Annotated in this window: 15 protein-coding genes; 4 read left to right on the top strand and 11 right to left on the bottom strand. The window is 43.3% G+C overall.

Annotation, left to right across the window (positions count from 1 at the left end):
- Nucleotides 1–88 precede the first annotated feature (88 nt).
- The 6 genes from MIC7126_RS0114660 to MIC7126_RS0114685 all read right to left on the bottom strand — a co-directional run bounded on the left by MIC7126_RS0114660 (nucleotide 89) and on the right by MIC7126_RS0114685 (nucleotide 6,633).
- A complete protein-coding gene (locus tag MIC7126_RS0114660) occupies nucleotides 89–2,224 on the bottom strand; it encodes a cation:proton antiporter domain-containing protein (protein WP_017653908.1) in 2,136 nt (711 codons plus the stop codon).
- 117 nt (nucleotides 2,225–2,341) lie between these two features.
- Nucleotides 2,342–2,998: an HAS-barrel domain-containing protein gene (locus MIC7126_RS0114665; RefSeq protein ID WP_017653909.1), complete on the bottom strand. Its 657-nt coding sequence runs from the start codon at nucleotides 2,996–2,998 to the stop codon at nucleotides 2,342–2,344.
- Nucleotides 2,999–3,178: 180 nt separating this feature from the next.
- Nucleotides 3,179–3,373: an NAD(P)H dehydrogenase subunit NdhS gene (locus tag MIC7126_RS0114670; RefSeq protein ID WP_017653910.1), complete on the bottom strand. Its 195-nt coding sequence runs from the start codon at nucleotides 3,371–3,373 to the stop codon at nucleotides 3,179–3,181.
- A 91-nt stretch (nucleotides 3,374–3,464) separates the two neighbouring features.
- Complete coding sequence (gene rodA, locus MIC7126_RS0114675; RefSeq protein ID WP_017653911.1) at nucleotides 3,465–4,781, bottom strand: rod shape-determining protein RodA; 1,317 nt, start codon at nucleotides 4,779–4,781, stop codon at nucleotides 3,465–3,467.
- Nucleotides 4,782–4,883: 102 nt separating this feature from the next.
- Nucleotides 4,884–5,954: an Mrp/NBP35 family ATP-binding protein gene (locus MIC7126_RS0114680; RefSeq protein WP_017653912.1), complete on the bottom strand. Its 1,071-nt coding sequence runs from the start codon at nucleotides 5,952–5,954 to the stop codon at nucleotides 4,884–4,886.
- Nucleotides 5,955–6,108: 154 nt separating this feature from the next.
- Complete coding sequence (locus tag MIC7126_RS0114685) at nucleotides 6,109–6,633, bottom strand: hypothetical protein (RefSeq protein WP_017653913.1); 525 nt, start codon at nucleotides 6,631–6,633, stop codon at nucleotides 6,109–6,111.
- 474 nt (nucleotides 6,634–7,107) lie between these two features.
- Here MIC7126_RS0114685 and hemF point away from each other — a divergent pair, with 474 nt between their 5' ends.
- Both hemF and MIC7126_RS0114695 read left to right on the top strand, forming a co-directional pair.
- The gene (gene hemF / locus MIC7126_RS0114690) at nucleotides 7,108–8,154 is read left to right on the top strand and encodes an oxygen-dependent coproporphyrinogen oxidase (RefSeq protein WP_017653914.1); all 1,047 of its coding nucleotides are present in this window, start codon (nucleotides 7,108–7,110) and stop codon (nucleotides 8,152–8,154) included.
- Between the two features lie 252 nt (nucleotides 8,155–8,406).
- The gene (locus MIC7126_RS0114695) at nucleotides 8,407–8,775 is read left to right on the top strand and encodes an STAS domain-containing protein (RefSeq protein WP_017653915.1); all 369 of its coding nucleotides are present in this window, start codon (nucleotides 8,407–8,409) and stop codon (nucleotides 8,773–8,775) included.
- 313 nt (nucleotides 8,776–9,088) lie between these two features.
- On the opposite strand, the gene MIC7126_RS0114700 is transcribed toward MIC7126_RS0114695, so the two are convergent.
- On the bottom strand, nucleotides 9,089–9,685 hold the full coding sequence (locus tag MIC7126_RS0114700; RefSeq protein ID WP_017653916.1) for a chromophore lyase CpcT/CpeT: 597 nt from the start codon (nucleotides 9,683–9,685) through the stop codon (nucleotides 9,089–9,091).
- Nucleotides 9,686–9,890: 205 nt separating this feature from the next.
- Between MIC7126_RS0114700 and psb29 the strand changes: the two genes are divergently transcribed.
- A complete protein-coding gene (gene psb29 / locus MIC7126_RS0114705; protein WP_026100273.1) occupies nucleotides 9,891–10,598 on the top strand; it encodes a photosystem II biogenesis protein Psp29 in 708 nt (235 codons plus the stop codon).
- A gap of 188 nt (nucleotides 10,599–10,786) precedes the next feature.
- On the opposite strand, the gene MIC7126_RS0114710 is transcribed toward psb29, so the two are convergent.
- The 3 genes from MIC7126_RS0114710 to MIC7126_RS0114720 form a co-directional block, all read right to left on the bottom strand.
- Nucleotides 10,787–11,152, bottom strand: a complete 366-nt coding sequence (locus tag MIC7126_RS0114710) for a phage holin family protein (protein WP_026100274.1) — start codon at nucleotides 11,150–11,152, stop codon at nucleotides 10,787–10,789.
- 243 nt (nucleotides 11,153–11,395) lie between these two features.
- Nucleotides 11,396–12,019, bottom strand: a complete 624-nt coding sequence (locus tag MIC7126_RS0114715) for an ExbD/TolR family protein (protein ID WP_017653919.1) — start codon at nucleotides 12,017–12,019, stop codon at nucleotides 11,396–11,398.
- A gap of 39 nt (nucleotides 12,020–12,058) precedes the next feature.
- Nucleotides 12,059–12,817, bottom strand: a complete 759-nt coding sequence (locus MIC7126_RS0114720) for a MotA/TolQ/ExbB proton channel family protein (RefSeq protein ID WP_017653920.1) — start codon at nucleotides 12,815–12,817, stop codon at nucleotides 12,059–12,061.
- Between the two features lie 218 nt (nucleotides 12,818–13,035).
- On the opposite strand from MIC7126_RS0114720, the gene MIC7126_RS0114725 reads away from it, so the two are divergent.
- Nucleotides 13,036–13,350: a YkvA family protein gene (locus MIC7126_RS0114725; protein WP_017653921.1), complete on the top strand. Its 315-nt coding sequence runs from the start codon at nucleotides 13,036–13,038 to the stop codon at nucleotides 13,348–13,350.
- A 95-nt stretch (nucleotides 13,351–13,445) separates the two neighbouring features.
- Here the strand turns inward: MIC7126_RS0114725 and MIC7126_RS0114730 are convergent, their stop codons facing one another.
- The gene (locus tag MIC7126_RS0114730; RefSeq protein ID WP_017653922.1) at nucleotides 13,446–16,655 is read right to left on the bottom strand and encodes a glycoside hydrolase family 15 protein; all 3,210 of its coding nucleotides are present in this window, start codon (nucleotides 16,653–16,655) and stop codon (nucleotides 13,446–13,448) included.
- Nucleotides 16,656–17,111 lie beyond the last annotated feature (456 nt).

Consider the following 17,111-nt stretch of genomic DNA (forward strand, 5'->3'; position numbering starts at 1 on the left):
AAAGATGAAATTTAAAGTTTTTGTACGACAAATTAAAAACAGTTAAAATTAAACCGTAATTTTTCGGTTACTGGATCTGTTGGTATTTTCAAACAGTAGCGGTAGTGCTAGCTACTCCAGTGGGTAGAGCTAGTGTTTGAGTGCGTTGCGGTTCTCCCAGCATGACGATTGAGCAAGTAAGTTGACTAGCTAATTGGGTAGTAACATCGCTAATGGCTAATCCTCCTGGACTAGTACGATTACGGATAAAAGGCAAAACTACTAAATCATATAATCTTGCAGATTGTAAGATAGCTTGGGCAATGTTTTCATGGGCAATAATTTGAATTTCTGGGGGATTTGGTAGAGATAATTTAGACACCAATGAGGTCAGATGTGCTCGTCTAGCGGCGATTTTGCTGGAACTGGTGCGGCGATCGCATACATTCAACACAGTCACCTGGGCTTGATTGGCTTCTGCTAAAATCTGAGCTAACTGTACAGGCTGTAGCGCCGGAGAAGAGAGGTTTTCTAGGGGAACTAAGATGCGCTGAATTTTCTTGGGTGATTCCACTAACCGAGTCACAGCGACGGGACAATGGGAAGCCCAAAGCACATTATCAATAACGTTACCAAATAACCGCGCGCGCAACCCCGTTCTTTTACCCCAGCCCATGACAATTAAACTCGCCTTTTGTTCCCTAGCAGCGCGGCTGATTCCTTGAGCGAAAGCATCATCAATGCGGAGTAATGGCGAAGCTTCCACACCCATGACTCGGCTTTGGGCGGTAGCTTTTGCGAGTAAACGCTCACTGCGTTGTAGAGAAGCTTCTAATTGTGGAGCATCCATGTGCGCGGCTGCAGTGGCGATCGCCAAAGGAATAATCTTACCATCGGCTTGACGAGCTAATAAAGCTGCTAATTCAATCAAATACTGTTGAGTTTGCGGATTATAAACAGGTACGACAATTGTAAAATCATTGTCCGTTGCTTCTATACTCGGCTCTGGTATGGTGACTGGCGTCGGTTCCGTGGCTACAGACGCAGTTAAACCCGCAGCAAAGCGACTGGTAATTAACGGCCCCAGAGTTGATGTCACCAGCATCAGCACCACCACACTGTTTAAGACTTCTGGCGGTAACAACCCCGCCCGATAGCCTACCAATGTCGCCGCTAATGTCACACCCACTTGGGGAACTGACAACGACCAGATAGTCAGCGTTTCCTGCCAGTTATACCGATATGCTAGTTTTGTCAACCATGCAGCGAGGAATTTGCTGACAATCAAGCCAAAAACAACAAACAGCGTTAACCTCAAAGTAACTGTACTGTTGATGAAGGCGGGTAGATCAATTAACAAGCCCAAATTGACAAAGAAAATGGGGATAAATAAAACACTGCCAACAAATACTACCTTTTCTTTAACTGGCCCCTCTCCCACAACTTCATTAACAGCTAAACCTGCTAAAAAAGCACCAATAATTTTTTCTACCCCAATTAATTGAGCACCTACAGCCGCGAGAAACACTGTCAGTAGTACAAATAAAAATTGATTGCCTTCATCACCACCAGAGCGGCGAAAAAATTCTTTACCTGCCCAATCAAAACCCACTAACACTACGACAGAGTATACAGTCAACCAGCCAGACAAAGTTAGTAGTTTTGCTAAGTTAAAGCCTGCATCGTGAGCAGATGCTACACCCAGGGTTAAGATCAGCAGTGCGCCCACATCAGTAAAAATTTTCGCCCCAATGGCGACGGTGACGGCTTGATTGCTAACTACTCCCAAACGATTGATCAAAGGATATGCCAAAAGACTGTAGGAAGCGAACAAAGAGCCAATTAGTATTGATGTCAGCCAACTAAAGTTAAAAACCTGCCCGATTAACGTTCCTGCTAACAGCGACACAAAGAAGGTGAAACCACCGAAACCCAAGGAGCGATTTTTCCAACGGTGGAATTGCTCAATATCAACTTCTAATCCAGCCACAAATATCAGATAAATTAAGCCAATCTCTGATAACAGGCTAATCACAGATGATTCTGTTTGAAATAGATTCCAGCCCGAAGGGCCAAGTACTACGCCAGAAAAAACTAAACCCACCAATCCTGGTAGCCTGAGCCGTTCAAACAAAATCGGGACGGCTAAAATAACCACCAGCAAAATTGCAAAGGGTGCAATTGGTTCTTTATCCAGAACTTGGAAAGTAGGTTCCAGCGCCAGAACTTGCGAGATAAATTCCATAGGTAGGAAATGAAAGGGCAATGGTGGGACTGCGATCTAAGCGTAAGCACCACCCTGAAAAAAACAAAAAAAAACCTAACTCTACATTACCTAGGCAATCGTCTAGGAACTAACTACCTATGGGTGGATTTGGCTCAAAATGAACCGCAAGCGATCGTAATCGTCTTTTAGTAGTACACTCAGGGTACGTCCTGCTTGGATCAACCATTGGCGATCAGCTTTGCGTAACTGATAAACTTCTCGAATAGCTGCTGCAGTTAATGACTCCACTGGTGCACTGGTGACGGCTAGTAGAGTCCGCAAAAATTCTAGTTCTTCAGTAAATTTAACGATCGCTTCTGGTTCACAGCGATAGACTGCCTGATGTATTTGCGGCGGTCTTGGTGGTAAATATTGATATACTTTAGAGCTAGAACCTCTAATGTGAGCAGGCGTTTCAAAACCGACGATCGCCGCCCTAAATTCTGTTTTGAGCATGGCGAATATCTGGGGTTGTTCTTCTCGTAAATCTTGCAAAGATAATCCCAAGGCTACAGCCCTGTGTACAGAATCGATGGGCATTGTGGTTGCCAAGTAGATGACACCATAAACTTGATTCCCCGATTCTTCATCTTTAGCACATACCCAGCTACCAAAAGGCGGCATTGGTGGAAAACTTAAATCTGCTGGTTCTAAACACTGTGCCAGAAACTCAGTAGAAGTAGTTTCTATCACCTCCGCGATGTGGTTAGGGTGGCGATCGTCGGTGGCAAATTGTGGTAAAGGAAGGCGCATAGTAGAAGTATGAAATCTCAAGTATGAAGTATGAAATTTTCTCCTTCAGACTTCATACTTCATCCTTCATTGATGTGGTTAGGGTGGCGATGGCCGGTAAGGCGCATAGTAGAAGTATGAAATCTCAAGTGTGAAGTATGAAATTTTCTCCTTCAGACTTCATACTTCAGAGGATGTGTTTTATTTCCCTTTTTTCTTACCGACAGTTTCTACCAGTTCCAATTCGGGTAGGCGAAAGGTAACTAATTTATCCCAATTACCACCTTCAAACAGCACAGCTACCTTACCATCACTTACTCGCTGTACAAGACCTTCATAACGGTAATAGGTATCTGCGGGATTTGTTACTCTGACAGTTGCTCCAGGCAGGATCATGATATTTACCCTCGCTTATTTCCTGTTAATAGCTTAATACTTGTGCGGAACCAATCCAAAATCCATTGACATTGGACTTTTCCCCCATGACTCATAGATAATACTTTTGTCGTTGGCGGAAATTTGCCACCGATTCCACTATTCCCAAACCAATAAAGTTAGTCAACATAGCAGAACGCCCGTAACTCATCCAAGGTAAAGGAATTCCCGCCACAGGAGCTAGACCTACCGTCATGCCCACATTTACCAGCAACTGAAAGACAATCATTGATAACATGCCAATCGCTAAAAGTGAGCCAAAATTATCTTTGGCAGTTTGAGCTATATGCAGTAGGCGCAGACAAATTAAGCAGAAGACAAACAGCACTATTAAACAACCGACAAAGCCGAATTCTTCGCCCACAGCCGAGAAAATGAAGTCTGTATGCTGTTCTGGGACAAAATTTAGCTGTGTCATCGGCCCTTTGAATAATCCCCATCCCCAAACTTCCCCAGCACCAATAGCGATGCGGGATTGAATCAAGTGATACCCAGCGCCTAAAGGTTCATGATCGGGGTTCATAAATACGCTGAGGCGGGCTTTTTGGTATGGTTTCAATACGTGGTTCCAGGCGAAGACTCCCAATTCACCGCCCAACATATTCAAGCTCCAAGCACCTACAGCACCGAGGTTGAACCGTCGCCAAGGCAGAGTTTGCCAACCGACCACGCCCATAGCCAAAGACCAAATTACACCCAAAGGCCCCAAGGCGATTTCGTGGAAAATGACGATTGGTGCTGATAACGGCCAGGATATACCAAATAAAATTGCCGCAATCACCGGCGAAATCAACAAAATTAGCCAACCAGGGTTAGCATTTGCCCAGTACAACATCCCTAAAACGATCGCCCCAAATACCAGTGATGTTGCTAGATCTGGCTGTATAAAGACTAATAACCAAGGTACGGCAGTAAATGCTAGAGCACGGAAAAAGTTGGGTAAAGCAGAGGCTGTCCGCTTGTGCAACAGAGCAGCCAGGGTAATAATCACGCCGATTTTGGCAAATTCTGAGGGTTGGACATTAAAACCGGCAATACTAATCCACCGTTGTGCTCCTTTTGCAGAGGTGCCGGCAATCATCACGGCAATCAAGCTGACGTTGGTGAGGGCGTATGTCACCCAGTGCCACTGTAGCAAGGTTTCGTAACGGCAGCGAGCCAGAAATAATGCAATCAGAGTGCCGATACCTGCCACCAACCAGTGCCACCACCAATCAGTGACTGGTTGTTTGAGTTCGGTACTGAGAATCATCAGTCCACCGAAAAAGCTGACAGCTACTGTTAGAGAAAATAGTAACCAGTCTACTTGCTGCCAAGGTTTGACCCAATACTTCCAGCGAATTTTGGGGAGCGAACGTTTTAACAACATTGTCTGAGTTAAGACTTGAGCTTTTAAATTTTAAATTTAGTTACTACTTAAAGTCTGTATTCCTAGGCTACAGCCCAGGAAACAAACAAAAATTGAGATTTCCTATGTTAAAGCAGCAACTGATACTTTACCAGCGATCGTCAGAGCGATCGCCTTTAAAGCTTTGGCTGATGCTGAGTCTGGCTCTTGCACAACTATCGGCACACCGCTATCACCACCAATCCTAGTAGAAATCTCCAATGGTACGCACCCTAACAACGGTACCCCTAATTCTGCAGCTGTTTTTTCACCACCACCGGAACCAAAAATGTCATATTGTTTTTCCGGCATGTCTGGGGGAATAAAGTAGCTCATATTTTCTACTATCCCCAAAACAGGTACATTCATCTGCTGGAACATCCGCAATCCCTTACGAGAATCCAACAGGGCTACAGTTTGTGGTGTGGTAACAATTACTGCTCCTGCCATCGGGACTGCTTGTGTCAATGTTAACTGAGCATCTCCTGTTCCTGGTGGCATATCGACAACTAGATAATCTAATTCTCCCCATTCCACTTGATACAGAAACTGGCGGATCACACCATTCAGCATCGGGCCGCGCCAAATTACAGGTTGATCTCGGTCAATTAAAAACCCCATCGAAACCAACTTGACGCCATGATTAAAAGCAGGTATTAACACATCACCTGTAGCACTGGGACGCACCACAATCTCAGCCTCCGCTAACCCTAGCATGGTGGGGTCATTAGGCCCGTAAATATCTGCATCGAGTAGACCGACTTTTGCCCCTGTTTGTGCCAGCGCCACAGCAATATTCACAGCTACCGTACTTTTACCGACACCACCCTTACCGCTGGAAACAGCGATAATATTTTTGACACCAGTGACACCAGTGCGGTCAGGTAAACTTTTTTGTTGGGGTGTTTCTGCAGTTACTTCCACACTGACCTTGGTGACACCAGGAAGCTTTTTCACAGCTTTTTGGCAGTCTTCAACAATAAATTCCTTTAAAGGACAAGCGGGGGTAGTTAACACTAAAGTAAAGCTAACCTGGCCATCTTCAATTTTGACGTTGCGAATCATATTCAGTTCCACCAGACTTTTTTGCAGTTCTGGGTCTTGCACTGGTCGCAACACTTCTAGGACAGAGCGGGAATCAAGGACATCGTACATAGTGTTTTCACCATTGCCGCTGTAATCAAGCTTAATATTTTTTTCTTATTACCTACATAGGATCTTAACTTTTGGGTAATACTAATTGATAATTAATTATTTGGGTGTGGGGCATTGGGAAATTAGTGATATCTCTCTCATCACCGCCCATCACCTAAAAATCGCAGCAACCGTCGTTGACGGCTTTTTTCTTTTTTGACACTGCTTGTAGCGCAGCTTTTTCGACTGCTTCGACTAGAGAACGGGCGACGCGGTCGGCATAAGGGCGGGTGAATGACCAAATTAGTGGTGATAACCAACCGCGTAGAGTCACGGAGTAGGATAAACAGGTACCACAGACCGTTGATGCGACTTGGTAAGTTACTCTCTCCTCAATTCCAGGGATGGCTAAGACTCGGATACTCAGCAGTTCTCTGGGATTAACACGCTCTACAAAAATTTGGATGGGAATCGGTGAAAAGCGTGTCATTGCTTGGTAAATCAATCCCGGTTTGGGTACTAATCCACGAGGAACATTCGTACTTTTCAGTAATGGATGCCAGGAAACGTCCGTTAAGTCAACTACTTGTTGCCAAAGTTCATCTACAGTTGCAAAACTTATCTCTCGATATGTCCGCATCAGAGAAGCGCAAAATCGCCGACGTTTGCGGTGGCTAAATTGAGATAACCAACCTCGCATTTGCCCAATCCTCCTAGCTACACAGCTTTTTGGCTACCCTGACATGGTGAACAGTAGTCAGCCACTGAATCAAACTTTCTCAAAATAGTCCTCAAGATAGCAAGCTCGATTTGGTACATATAGCAGTATGATTACCAAAATACCCTCATTGAAGAAGTGCCCCTGTGTTGTTTATCCTAGTCATCACCTTTATGTTTTCAGGTCGAGATTGCCTAGAGGCTTAGTCAGTGTCTAGTGTTTAGACTAGAGCACGGCGATCGCCAAATGCAAAAAAACTTTGTCAATATACAAGCCTATACGCATTTGCGGGAAAATAACTCTAGTCATGCCCATCAAATGTGTAAATGTTTGACAACTAAGGGTAAAAGCAACTTGAGGGCAAGTGGAGCCTCACGACTGGCTCATATTGCCTAGAGATTTGAGATCAAAAATTTCTGGCTTTGCGGCAATTGTAATTTTAGGTTCGGGAATCTTATGTTGACCAACTCACAAACCCCTACTCTGAAAGTAGAATCATCTCAATTTCTACCACCAACTGATGCGAAGACAAGGGTGCGTCAGTTTATGCAGCAGTTACAAGGCGAGATTACTCAAGGGTTAGAAACTCTTGATGGTGTGGGTAAGTTTAAAGAAGATGGTTGGGAACGTCCTGAAGGTGGTGGTGGGCGATCGCGCATTTTACGCGATGGTGCGATATTTGAACAAGCAGGGGTAGGTTTTTCCGAAGTTTGGGGCGATCATTTACCTCCTTCCATTCTCGCCCAGCGTCCTGATGCTGACGGACACCCGTTTTATGTTACAGGCACTTCAATGGTGCTACATCCCCGCAACCCTTACGTACCCACAGTTCATCTCAATTATCGCTATTTTGAAGCAGGGCCAGTGTGGTGGTTTGGTGGTGGTGTAGATTTGACTCCCTATTATCCCTTTGCTGAAGATGCCAAGCATTTACACAGCACTTTGAAACAGGCTTGCGACAAGCATAACCCAGAGTATTATCCAGTGTTTAAGCGCTGGTGCGATGAATATTTTTATCTCAAGCACCGCAATGAAACCAGGGGCGTAGGTGGTCTATTTTTCGATTACCAACACAGCCAAAGCGCTTTATACGGCGGCCCCGATCCACGTGGGGCGGCGGCAGTGTACAGTGACGAAGTGGGAACACCAAAACCGCGCAGTTGGGAAGAAATCTTTGCTTTCGTGCAAGATTGTGGTAGGTCATTTCTACCAGCTTATGTGCCTATTGTGGAACGGCGACATAAAACTGAGTATGGCGATCGCCAACGGAATTTTCAACTCTACCGTCGCGGCCGCTATGTAGAATTTAACTTAGTTTATGACCGAGGCACAATCTTCGGATTGCAAACCAACGGTCGCACAGAATCAATTCTCATGTCCTTACCGCCTTTGGTACGTTGGGAATATGGTTATAAACCAGAACCCAATTCTCCAGAAGCTGAGTTGTATGAAACTTTCCTCAAACCCCAAGATTGGATCAATTGGACATCGAAACAGAGCTAGGGGCCATCTTCCTCATTCCTGGAAAAATCAGCACTGAGAAAAAAGTGACATTTTTAGCTGAAGCCTGTTAATCTCAAGTATCAGCACTGAATCCTTCTGTTACTGGTGAGTCAACAAACTTGCTCAATCAGTAGCGCAATTGCTAATCGGGAAAAGACGTAAAATTCCTGTAGAAGTTAGTTTTTTGCCTCACAAGTAACAGCCCAAAGACAGTAGCAGTTAAATTTGAGAACAGCGCCACGGGGGGACATAGTGATTCAAATAGAACAAACAACTTATACAACCCAAGACGATGACACTGTTATTATCTTGACGCCAGAAGGTCGATTGGATATCACTACTGCTTGGCAATTTCGCCTAAAGTTACAGGAGTGTATTTCTAAACTCAGCCACCATGTAATTGTGAATCTCGGTCAGGTAAATTTTATTGATAGTTCTGGTTTGACATCTTTGGTCGCGGGAATGCGGGATGCGGATAAAGCTAAAGGTAGTTTCCGCATCTGTAATGTACATCCAGAAGCTAAACTTGTGTTTGAAGTGACGATGATGGACACGGTTTTTGAGATATTTGAAACTGAAGAGGAAGCGCTAGAAGGGGTACCCCGTAGTATGGCTAGTTGAAAGAGTATTAAGTCCTGAGTGTTTTTTCAACCAAAAATTTTCGGGTTTTGCATAGGGAGTATTATCTCAGGACTTAGTTCTCCTCTGTGTAAAATATGAGGGTTTTTCAACGCAGAGTCACGCCAAGGTAAGCGCACAGAGAAGTCGGAGCGGCGGCTTCCGCCGTTAGCGCAGCGGTAGCGAGTCCGCGAGCGTCTCTGAACTTCGGTGGGTTCGCTGCGAAAAGTCTGAGTGGAGGAGACCTCCGCTCAGAACTTTTCAAGACAGAGTTTTTTTGAGGTAGTTTGGCTACGGTTCATAAATTTTTTTGTATTCAGTATTGCTCTCGTTTGCAATAGCGATAAGGGCCTAAAATTGCACCCCAAGTTGCTTTTCCTGTTTCGGAGTCAATACCTTTGTCGTAGCTATAAAATTCTTGTGCGGTCGCTTCAAAACCCAGAGAAACTTGAATAATATTGTCTAGATAAGTAAATTTACAACAAGCATTGAGTGGTGGTGTAGCGGAAAATTTATACTGGTTGGTGGCTAGTGTTTGTTGAGTAACGTTGAGGTTGCAACCTGGCAAAAAGTCTAAATGATCAGGTGTGAGTGTATTTAGCAAAGCAGGATTGCGACCAGCACCTTTGAGCGCACCCGGATCTTTAGGCATATAATATTGTACTTGTAGGTCAACATCGCTGTGTGGCGATCGCTGTAAACGAATAATTCGCTGACGGTAGGGATTGTCTAAGTTAATCACATTGGCTTGTTCGGCAAACAGAGTTACACTATCTTCTGCGAACAGTTGCACTGGTCTTTGCCATAAGCGCAAGTGGACATACCAAGCTGGGTCAGCTATGGCTTGGGCTTGATTGTCAAATTCGCCAGCGAGGTACTCACCTAAAGTCACTAAATTGGGGAAGAGGGTCATAAATTGTGATGCAGAGTCATAAAAATGTGATAACTTTGGGCTAGTGCCTTAAATAAGAAGGCTAACGATCCTAACCTGCTGCTAGTTCAGTCAAAAACTCAGATTTGCCAACATTGTAAATCACTGACCGCTACCTAAAAACTGAACTTGGCAAAGTAGCCGTGAAACGAGAGAATAAAAATACGTCGCCCTTAACATTTTCTTTGTGAATAACGTCCGTACTGTTTCTGATACAAAGCGAACTTTCTACACTCTTCATACCCGTCCAATCAACACGATTTATCGTCGGGTGGTCGAGGAGTTGATGGTGGAAATGCATCTGCTGTCCGTAAATCTCGATTTTAGCTACAATTCTATTTATGCCTTGGGCGTCGTCACTACCTTTGACCGCTTCATGCAAGGCTATCAACCAGAACAGGATCAGGAGTCGATTTTTAATGCTCTATGTCAGGCTGTAGAGCAAGAACCACAGCGTTACAGACAAGATGCTGAACGATTGCAAGCTTTAGCTAAAAGTTTACCAGCTAATGATTTGGTGGCTTGGCTAGGCCAAACTGTTCAATTAAATCGAGATGGTGATTTGCAAGCACAACTGCAAGCGATCGCTAATAATCCTAACTTTAAATACAGCCGTTTACTAGCGGTTGGTATTTTTACTTTGTTGGAAGCTTCAGATCCAGAATTAGTTAAAGATGAAAAACAGCGGAATCAGTCTTTGAAAACTATTGCTGCTGGTTTGCATCTATCTGATGAAAAACTTAACAAAGATTTGGAGTTATATCGGTCTAATTTAGATAAAATAGCCCAAGCACTGGTAGTGATGGCAGATGTCCTCTCTGCTGACCGCAAAAAACGGGAACAGCGCAGACAGCAATCAACTACCCCAGTTGCGCCTCCTAGCGCCAACGAATAGTAGCGAAAAGGCGCGTTGCTGAATTGAGGTAGGAATTGGGATGTAGAGACGTTGCAAGACAGCGCCTCTACTTGAATTTAGCAGCGTCCAAAGTATTTTGTTGAAAATTTGGTGACATCCCTACATGCCTAAAACCAATTTTAGCTCGCAGGTTTTAGAGCCTAATATAAATGATAGCAAACAAAGCTTTAAACACCTAATAATTTATATATTAGGTTATTAACAACAGTCAACGCAAAGGCACCAATCACAGCACTCCAAATACCGAAGCGCAGGCGGAAACCATCAACCAACCAAGCAGCAATACTAAAACATACCACGGCAATCATAAAAGTGAATAAGCCAGATAACAAGTCAAAGGTGAGAAAACTTGGTACTGCAAAGACAAGGCGTAAAATCGGCCTGACTACTGTGGTGACGATACCGAGAACTGCTGCAGAAACAAAGGCTTTACCTGGAGTATCAATTTCCACTCCCAAAGGTAATTTGCTGATAATAAATAGACTAACAGATGTTACCACCCAAACAATCAAAATTGTCCCAATTTCACTCATTGCCATAACCCTTGAAACGTGAATGGCGATCAATCAATTATCTTTAAACTAGCAGGATTTATTTCTGTAATCAGAATTTATTTTAAATATCTTTAGGTTTATGGCGTTATCAATTTGAGCTTGGGCAATGGTCTAGGACTACGGATTATATATGATCATATATGAGGGCACAACTGCGGTTGTGCCCCTACAACTCATTCACTTGAAAAACGCTGTATTTTGTGTTTGTCTGATTCCTGGTTACTAATTAGTCTTTTGCGGTGCTGTGTTAGGAACCGCAGGAGAATTACCAGGAATAGCTGGAGGGAGATTGGGTGCGGTGGGTAAGGTGGGGTTGAGATTGTCTTGGGGACTGACACCGGGAACAGGTACAGTATTAGGAATCGCCGGATTAACGGGGAACGCAGGGGCAGTAGGTAAAGTTGGGTCTGTTGCTGGTTGCGCTGGCCCTGGTATAATCCCTAATGATACGCGATCGCCTCCTACTTGCCGCAACAAGTCTAAAGTTTGCACGACATCATTATAAGTAGCTGTCCGCGAAGCATTCAGCACCAAGATTCCCGTGGGATTGTCTTGGACATACTTTCTTAAAATTTCTGCCAATTGTTCCCGCTGTACTGGCTGTTTCTCCACATAAGTTTGTCCCACAGCGTCAATAGTCACGGGTAGGATATTGCTTTTACCTTGAGAATTGGCGCTAGTAGAAGTACCTGTATTCGCTTTAGGTAAATCAATATTAATTGCTTGTTGGCGAGTAAATTGCAAAGATGCTAACAAAAAAAACGTCAAGATACAAAAAACAACATCTATTAAAGGAACGATTTGAATTTGGACTTCCTCAGATGAATTTGGTTGATTAATTTTCATCGTCTCTTGATTACGCCTGGTGCAAAGTGGAATACTTGATTATTGTTCAGGATCTAATAAATCAGATTCCCCCGGTAGTTCAGGAGTATCAGAAAACTTGTTTTTATTGCGCTTGTATGGTGATGCAAAATCATCACTCAAAGATTCCTGTAAAATTATGGACGAAGTATCGCTAAAGTCAGGTGGGAACTGGCGATATAACAATTCCAAATCATTCCCTGCTTTGCGGAAAACTTTGACTTGGTTGATCACCAAACCTTGGAATAGACGGTAGAATACCAAACTAGCGATCGCAATTATCAAACCTGCAGCTGTAGTAATTAAAGATTCGCTAATCCCCAGAGTTACATTCGCTGTGGATGCGGTTCCCAAGTCGCCGATGCGAATTCCTCCCAAAGAGCGAATCAAACCCAAAACTGTACCCAATAATCCTAATAATGGGGAGATTGTAATCACTGCTTCTAACAGTTTTTCGCCCCGACGCATCCCCGCTAACTCTTCTTCTGCAGTTGACTCCAGCGCCAAGCGAAACGTTTCCGCATCAGTTCTCAACAACCTTAAAGGAGCGTAAAGAAACCGCCCAATCGGCTGACTCGTAGCGCGTCTAGCAATATCTGCTGCTGCGTCCCAATTTTCACTAGCCGCATTGAGAACGCGAACTACTATTTCTTTTTCCTGGTTCAACATTCGCAACCAGAACCACAGACGCTCAAAAATTACACTCAAAGATAAAATTGACAAAGCTAGCAAAGGCCACATTGCTGGCCCGCCCTTGTAAAACAAATCTAAAATATCCACTGTTTAAGTTCCCTCCCTCCATTTTCTCAGTAACTGAACTCTAAGTATGTTAATTTTCGAGATTAATGCACAATTACCATAATCCTGTGCCAGAAAACAGATTAATTATTTAGGTGATTGATAACAGGTAGCGCCTTCTGGTCTAATTTGGACGGTTATTCCCACCGGGAGTTTAAAGCATAATTTGCCAAAATAAAAGGTAACTGGAGGTTTAAAACATGAAATTTTCAATTCAATCAGTTTACGCTTGGTATCGTAATTTACTTCGTAATCCCAAATACCGCTGGTGGGTAATTTTAGGAACACTTGTCTATATTCTCAGCCCCATAGATATCGCGCCGGATTTCATACCGATTGTGGGAGAAATCGATGATGTTTTTCTGTTGACTTTGTTAGTTGGTGAAGTGTCTGGGTTAGTGATTGAAGGCTGGAAAGCCCGCAAAGGTAATGTAGACAATAGCACTCCCAACACACCAGAAGAGACAACCTCCACCGCAAATACTATCGATGTTGATGCCGTCTCTGTCAAGTAGTTTTTCCAACAAAATAAAACTTAATTAAACCCCTACTTCTGCTGTCTGTTAGTAACTGTGTTTGCAAGTAGGGGATATTTTTATACTCAATAGGTTTAATTTTTCTCAGCCACAAACTCAGTCAAGAATCTGAAGGCCTTCAAAATATAGCTGACACAATCCCTAGGGGAGGTATTATAGAAAGAGCGCCACGCAGAAGCTTTATCTTCATCATAGCGATCGCTTCTATCGGGATATTGCTCTAACCATGCTAATCTGACGGCATGACCAATTAAGACATCCAGAACGATATACTCTTCAATTTGCAGTTCTGGGTTGTTACTGGCGATCGCGGCTAACTCCATTAATGCTTCAATATTAACTTGACGATATTCTGGGGCTTCAATTTTATTCAGTAAATGCTCGACTAATAAGGCGAAATTCTTTTCCCCAGGAGTCATTTCCGATAACATCAACTCGCTATCTAGACGATTACGCCGCTCTAGTTTATCGCCAATCACCAAGCCTTTACAATGCTGCATTAATAGCCAAACTTGCTGGAAAAAGTCCTTGGGTACGCGGTTAAGTGCGCCCTCAGCTTTGCGAAACCGACGCCAACCCCCCGCAGGAGCTTCTATTTCTTCGCTGACTGTGGGTAGGACTACCCAAGCAATATCACTTTCTTTTTGCTTGACGTGTAATGATTCTTGTTGACGCAGCAGGTTACTCATCCCTGTGTAGCCGGTTAATACTTGACGCAAGCGCACTTTGACTTCAAAGGGTGACAGTTCCATCAGATGTTCGTAAGCTTCATCTTGAGTCGCTTGTAACTCCCTAGCGAGTTCGCTGGTAATCAATAAAATCAGATAACCAACTCTCAAGGTTAGTAGTCCGCGAAATAATTCCGGTTCAGTTCTGATGAGGATACCTAGATAAATAATAATCTCTTGGGTGAGGACGCGATCGCGGATATCCTCACGACAAAAATGATTAATTTTGTCTGCAATTTCATGGTGAGACATGGGAACAGCAATCAGCGATGCTTCACTGTAAGCTTTCCCGACGGCAATTTGCTTACCCCGCACCAAAATACTCGTGACGGTATCTGATAAACTAATGTCAACCATCTGCCGTAACCCTGCAGCCCGACGTACCACCCCCCAAATACCTGTATCTCCCGCTTTGGTGTAGACTTCATCGAGTAAGTCAGCCACAGTGACGCGCACTTGCGGCCCCCCGAACCCTGTATTAAACTCTAATCCCTGCAAACGAGTTAAAGTCTGCAATAACTCAATCTGCTCATAAATATTTTCTGACGATCGCAAACAAGACAGCAATAATCCCAAATTCGTCTCACATTCCATTTGGAATTCTTGCGTATGCCCCAGACGCCAGCTTCTCTGTGGACTATAAGCTAGATAATAGCAGTGTGGCGCGGCATTTTTTACAGCCGAATGCGAAAAATCTGCATTTTGCAGGAAATCGATTCTTTCTATCCCCGCAGTCAGCATTAACTGATTGAGTCGTCCCAATTTTACCTGGACACCATTACAAATACCATCTTTGAGTTCTTGCATTAATTCTAATAATGCTTGAGAACCAGTTTCTAACATGGTGTGCGTTAACATCAGAGTCAGGATGGGACGCCCTAAAGCACTCCAATATTTTTGAATATAAGCCAATTCGCTTCTGATTTGGTCTAACAGAAAATGGTAATCAAGGGTTAAATAAAACTGTTGGGAATCTAAAAATGAGGGTAAAAATACAACTGTTTCCCCGTCAATCCGAAAAATTCTCGATGTAGTTAAACTTCTTAATCGTCGCGCTGGACGCCCAGTTAAATTTAGTTTATCATTGCGACCAATTTGGGTAAAAATGGTGGAAAGTTCTCCGGCTTTTCTGACTTGAATTGGTTCTACTTGCTTTGGTGTTTGCGTTTCGATACCATAAATTTCTAACTGATGCTGTAAATCTTCGTCTTCTGCTAAAAAAGCAATTTGCACCAGAGCTTTATGAGTTTTTCCTACACACAAATGTCTACCTAAAGGGTCGATATCTCCTACAGCGATTAACCCTTCATTTAACATGTTTCCGAGGAAATATAGACTCTGCGCCCATACTAAAGGAACATTTTCATTAGGTAAGCGAGTTTGGCTTTGGGGTGTAAATTTTTCTGCTTCTATATGTTGTTCGGGAACGTAATAAAGTTCTGGTAATAATAGTAAACCATCATGATTTATAAGTAATGCTTGCAACCGCTCTTGGTAAAAATCAACTTGCTTTTGTTCATTCCTAAATAAACCATCAAGCATTAAATAAGTGAAAAATAACGGCCATTCACACTCAATATGCTCAAATTGTTTGAGTTCCCAAGGTTCATAATGCAAACGGTGAGTGTCTTCTAAAACTGTTTGGTGTCCATCACGCAAGAAGCGTTTACAACCGTATTTTCCTTGCAGTTTGGTGATAATCTGGTTGAGAGTGCGATCGCGCAATTGCACATCTTCCACTGCAAAAGCCGGAAAACTAATAATACTTAACAAAGCTGCATCAATTTCCTTAGAGCCAGACTCCCTCGGTAATAGAGACTCTAGCGTAATTCTGGCGCGAGCAATTTCATCAGGTAAAACATGAATTACTGAGGCTTGACTCCCCCGCACACCGAACAAATCTAACCCATTAATCGCCTCTAACGCCCCCTTAGCCATACCAACGGAACTAGCATTTAACTCGGCACTACCATGATTAATTTTGTTACCTCGTTCCCAAATACCATAATCTGGTGTGCGATAAGCTCGCCCTATATAATAAACTAAATTTTGCACAAAATTAACTTCGTCAATTGTATAAATTATTTGCAATCCAGAAGCAGTCATTTGAGACAAAATCAGCAAAAATATAGAAGTAGCATCAAGTTGTAAATGTCCCCATTCATCATCGCCGACAGCGATGTCACCTGTGCTGGTGTTGTATTTAGCGTGCAACCCATCTAATGGCGATTGAGTATGTTTAAATTGCTCGACTTTATGCGCCTGTCGCATCATCGCAAATAACAACCCACGCATCAACTTAATCACGCTATGTTCTAGCTCATAAGTGCGTCCTTGATCCTCATCAATTTTGCGATATGCAAGTGCTAGACCCCAAACAGCCAAAATGCTATAAACATTGTCTCGCACCCATGCATCTGTGTAATCACCGTGGGCTGTAATCGCCGTACTAGCTGGTAATAAACCAGTTATGGGATTCTGACGAGTCAGAATAATTGTCTTAATTTGTTGGTAGTAATTACCGAGGCTGGTGTGTATTTCGGTAGCTGTTTTCATGATTTTTATCACGCTCCAGGCGCCCCAGATGCAGAGAAGCTAAACAGTTTAAGATCTAAATATATCAATTTTCATCCCATGATTCAGCAATGCCGCTTTTTTTGTGCAGGAAATTATACTGCTACCTGCTCGAAATTCATCCTACAGCTAGAAGTTTGACAGTAGATTTGTTGTGATATTTTGATAGCAATGGGCAATCAGCAAAAAGGTAACAGGGAACTGACATTGACCGAAGAAAGGATGAAGTAAGAATTTGTACAAGCCGAGTGGAATCGTGGGCGAAAAAATCAAACTTTTTCCCTAGTTCAAGCCTCATTCTCTGATGGGTGGGTTGATTTCATACTTCATACTTCATACTTCATCCTTTAGTTGACAGTGTGAGGGCGCGAAGACACAGAGTTTGCTGGTGTCATAAGACTTTTATACTAGTAATTACTAGAAGTAGACCCGCGATTT

This window comes from Fortiea contorta PCC 7126 (genome assembly GCF_000332295.1).
In the GTDB taxonomy this organism is placed as follows: Bacteria; Cyanobacteriota; Cyanobacteriia; order Cyanobacteriales; family Nostocaceae; genus Fortiea; species Fortiea contorta.

Coding starts and splice junctions, on each gene's coding strand:
- rodA (WP_017653911.1), bottom strand. CDS start 4,781: ATGTTGTTAAAACGTTCGCTCCCCAAAATTCGCTGGAAGTATTGGGTC.
- MIC7126_RS0114715 (WP_017653919.1), bottom strand. CDS start 12,019: ATGAAAATTAATCAACCAAATTCATCTGAGGAAGTCCAAATTCAAATC.
- MIC7126_RS0114685 (WP_017653913.1), bottom strand. CDS start 6,633: ATGCGAGGTTGGTTATCTCAATTTAGCCACCGCAAACGTCGGCGATTT.
- MIC7126_RS0114680 (WP_017653912.1), bottom strand. CDS start 5,954: ATGTACGATGTCCTTGATTCCCGCTCTGTCCTAGAAGTGTTGCGACCA.
- MIC7126_RS0114725 (WP_017653921.1), top strand. CDS start 13,036: ATGAAATTTTCAATTCAATCAGTTTACGCTTGGTATCGTAATTTACTT.
- hemF (WP_017653914.1), top strand. CDS start 7,108: ATGTTGACCAACTCACAAACCCCTACTCTGAAAGTAGAATCATCTCAA.
- MIC7126_RS0114670 (WP_017653910.1), bottom strand. CDS start 3,373: ATGATCCTGCCTGGAGCAACTGTCAGAGTAACAAATCCCGCAGATACC.
- MIC7126_RS0114665 (WP_017653909.1), bottom strand. CDS start 2,998: ATGCGCCTTCCTTTACCACAATTTGCCACCGACGATCGCCACCCTAAC.
- MIC7126_RS0114730 (WP_017653922.1), bottom strand. CDS start 16,655: ATGAAAACAGCTACCGAAATACACACCAGCCTCGGTAATTACTACCAA.
- MIC7126_RS0114710 (WP_026100274.1), bottom strand. CDS start 11,152: ATGAGTGAAATTGGGACAATTTTGATTGTTTGGGTGGTAACATCTGTT.
- MIC7126_RS0114700 (WP_017653916.1), bottom strand. CDS start 9,685: ATGACCCTCTTCCCCAATTTAGTGACTTTAGGTGAGTACCTCGCTGGC.
- MIC7126_RS0114660 (WP_017653908.1), bottom strand. CDS start 2,224: ATGGAATTTATCTCGCAAGTTCTGGCGCTGGAACCTACTTTCCAAGTT.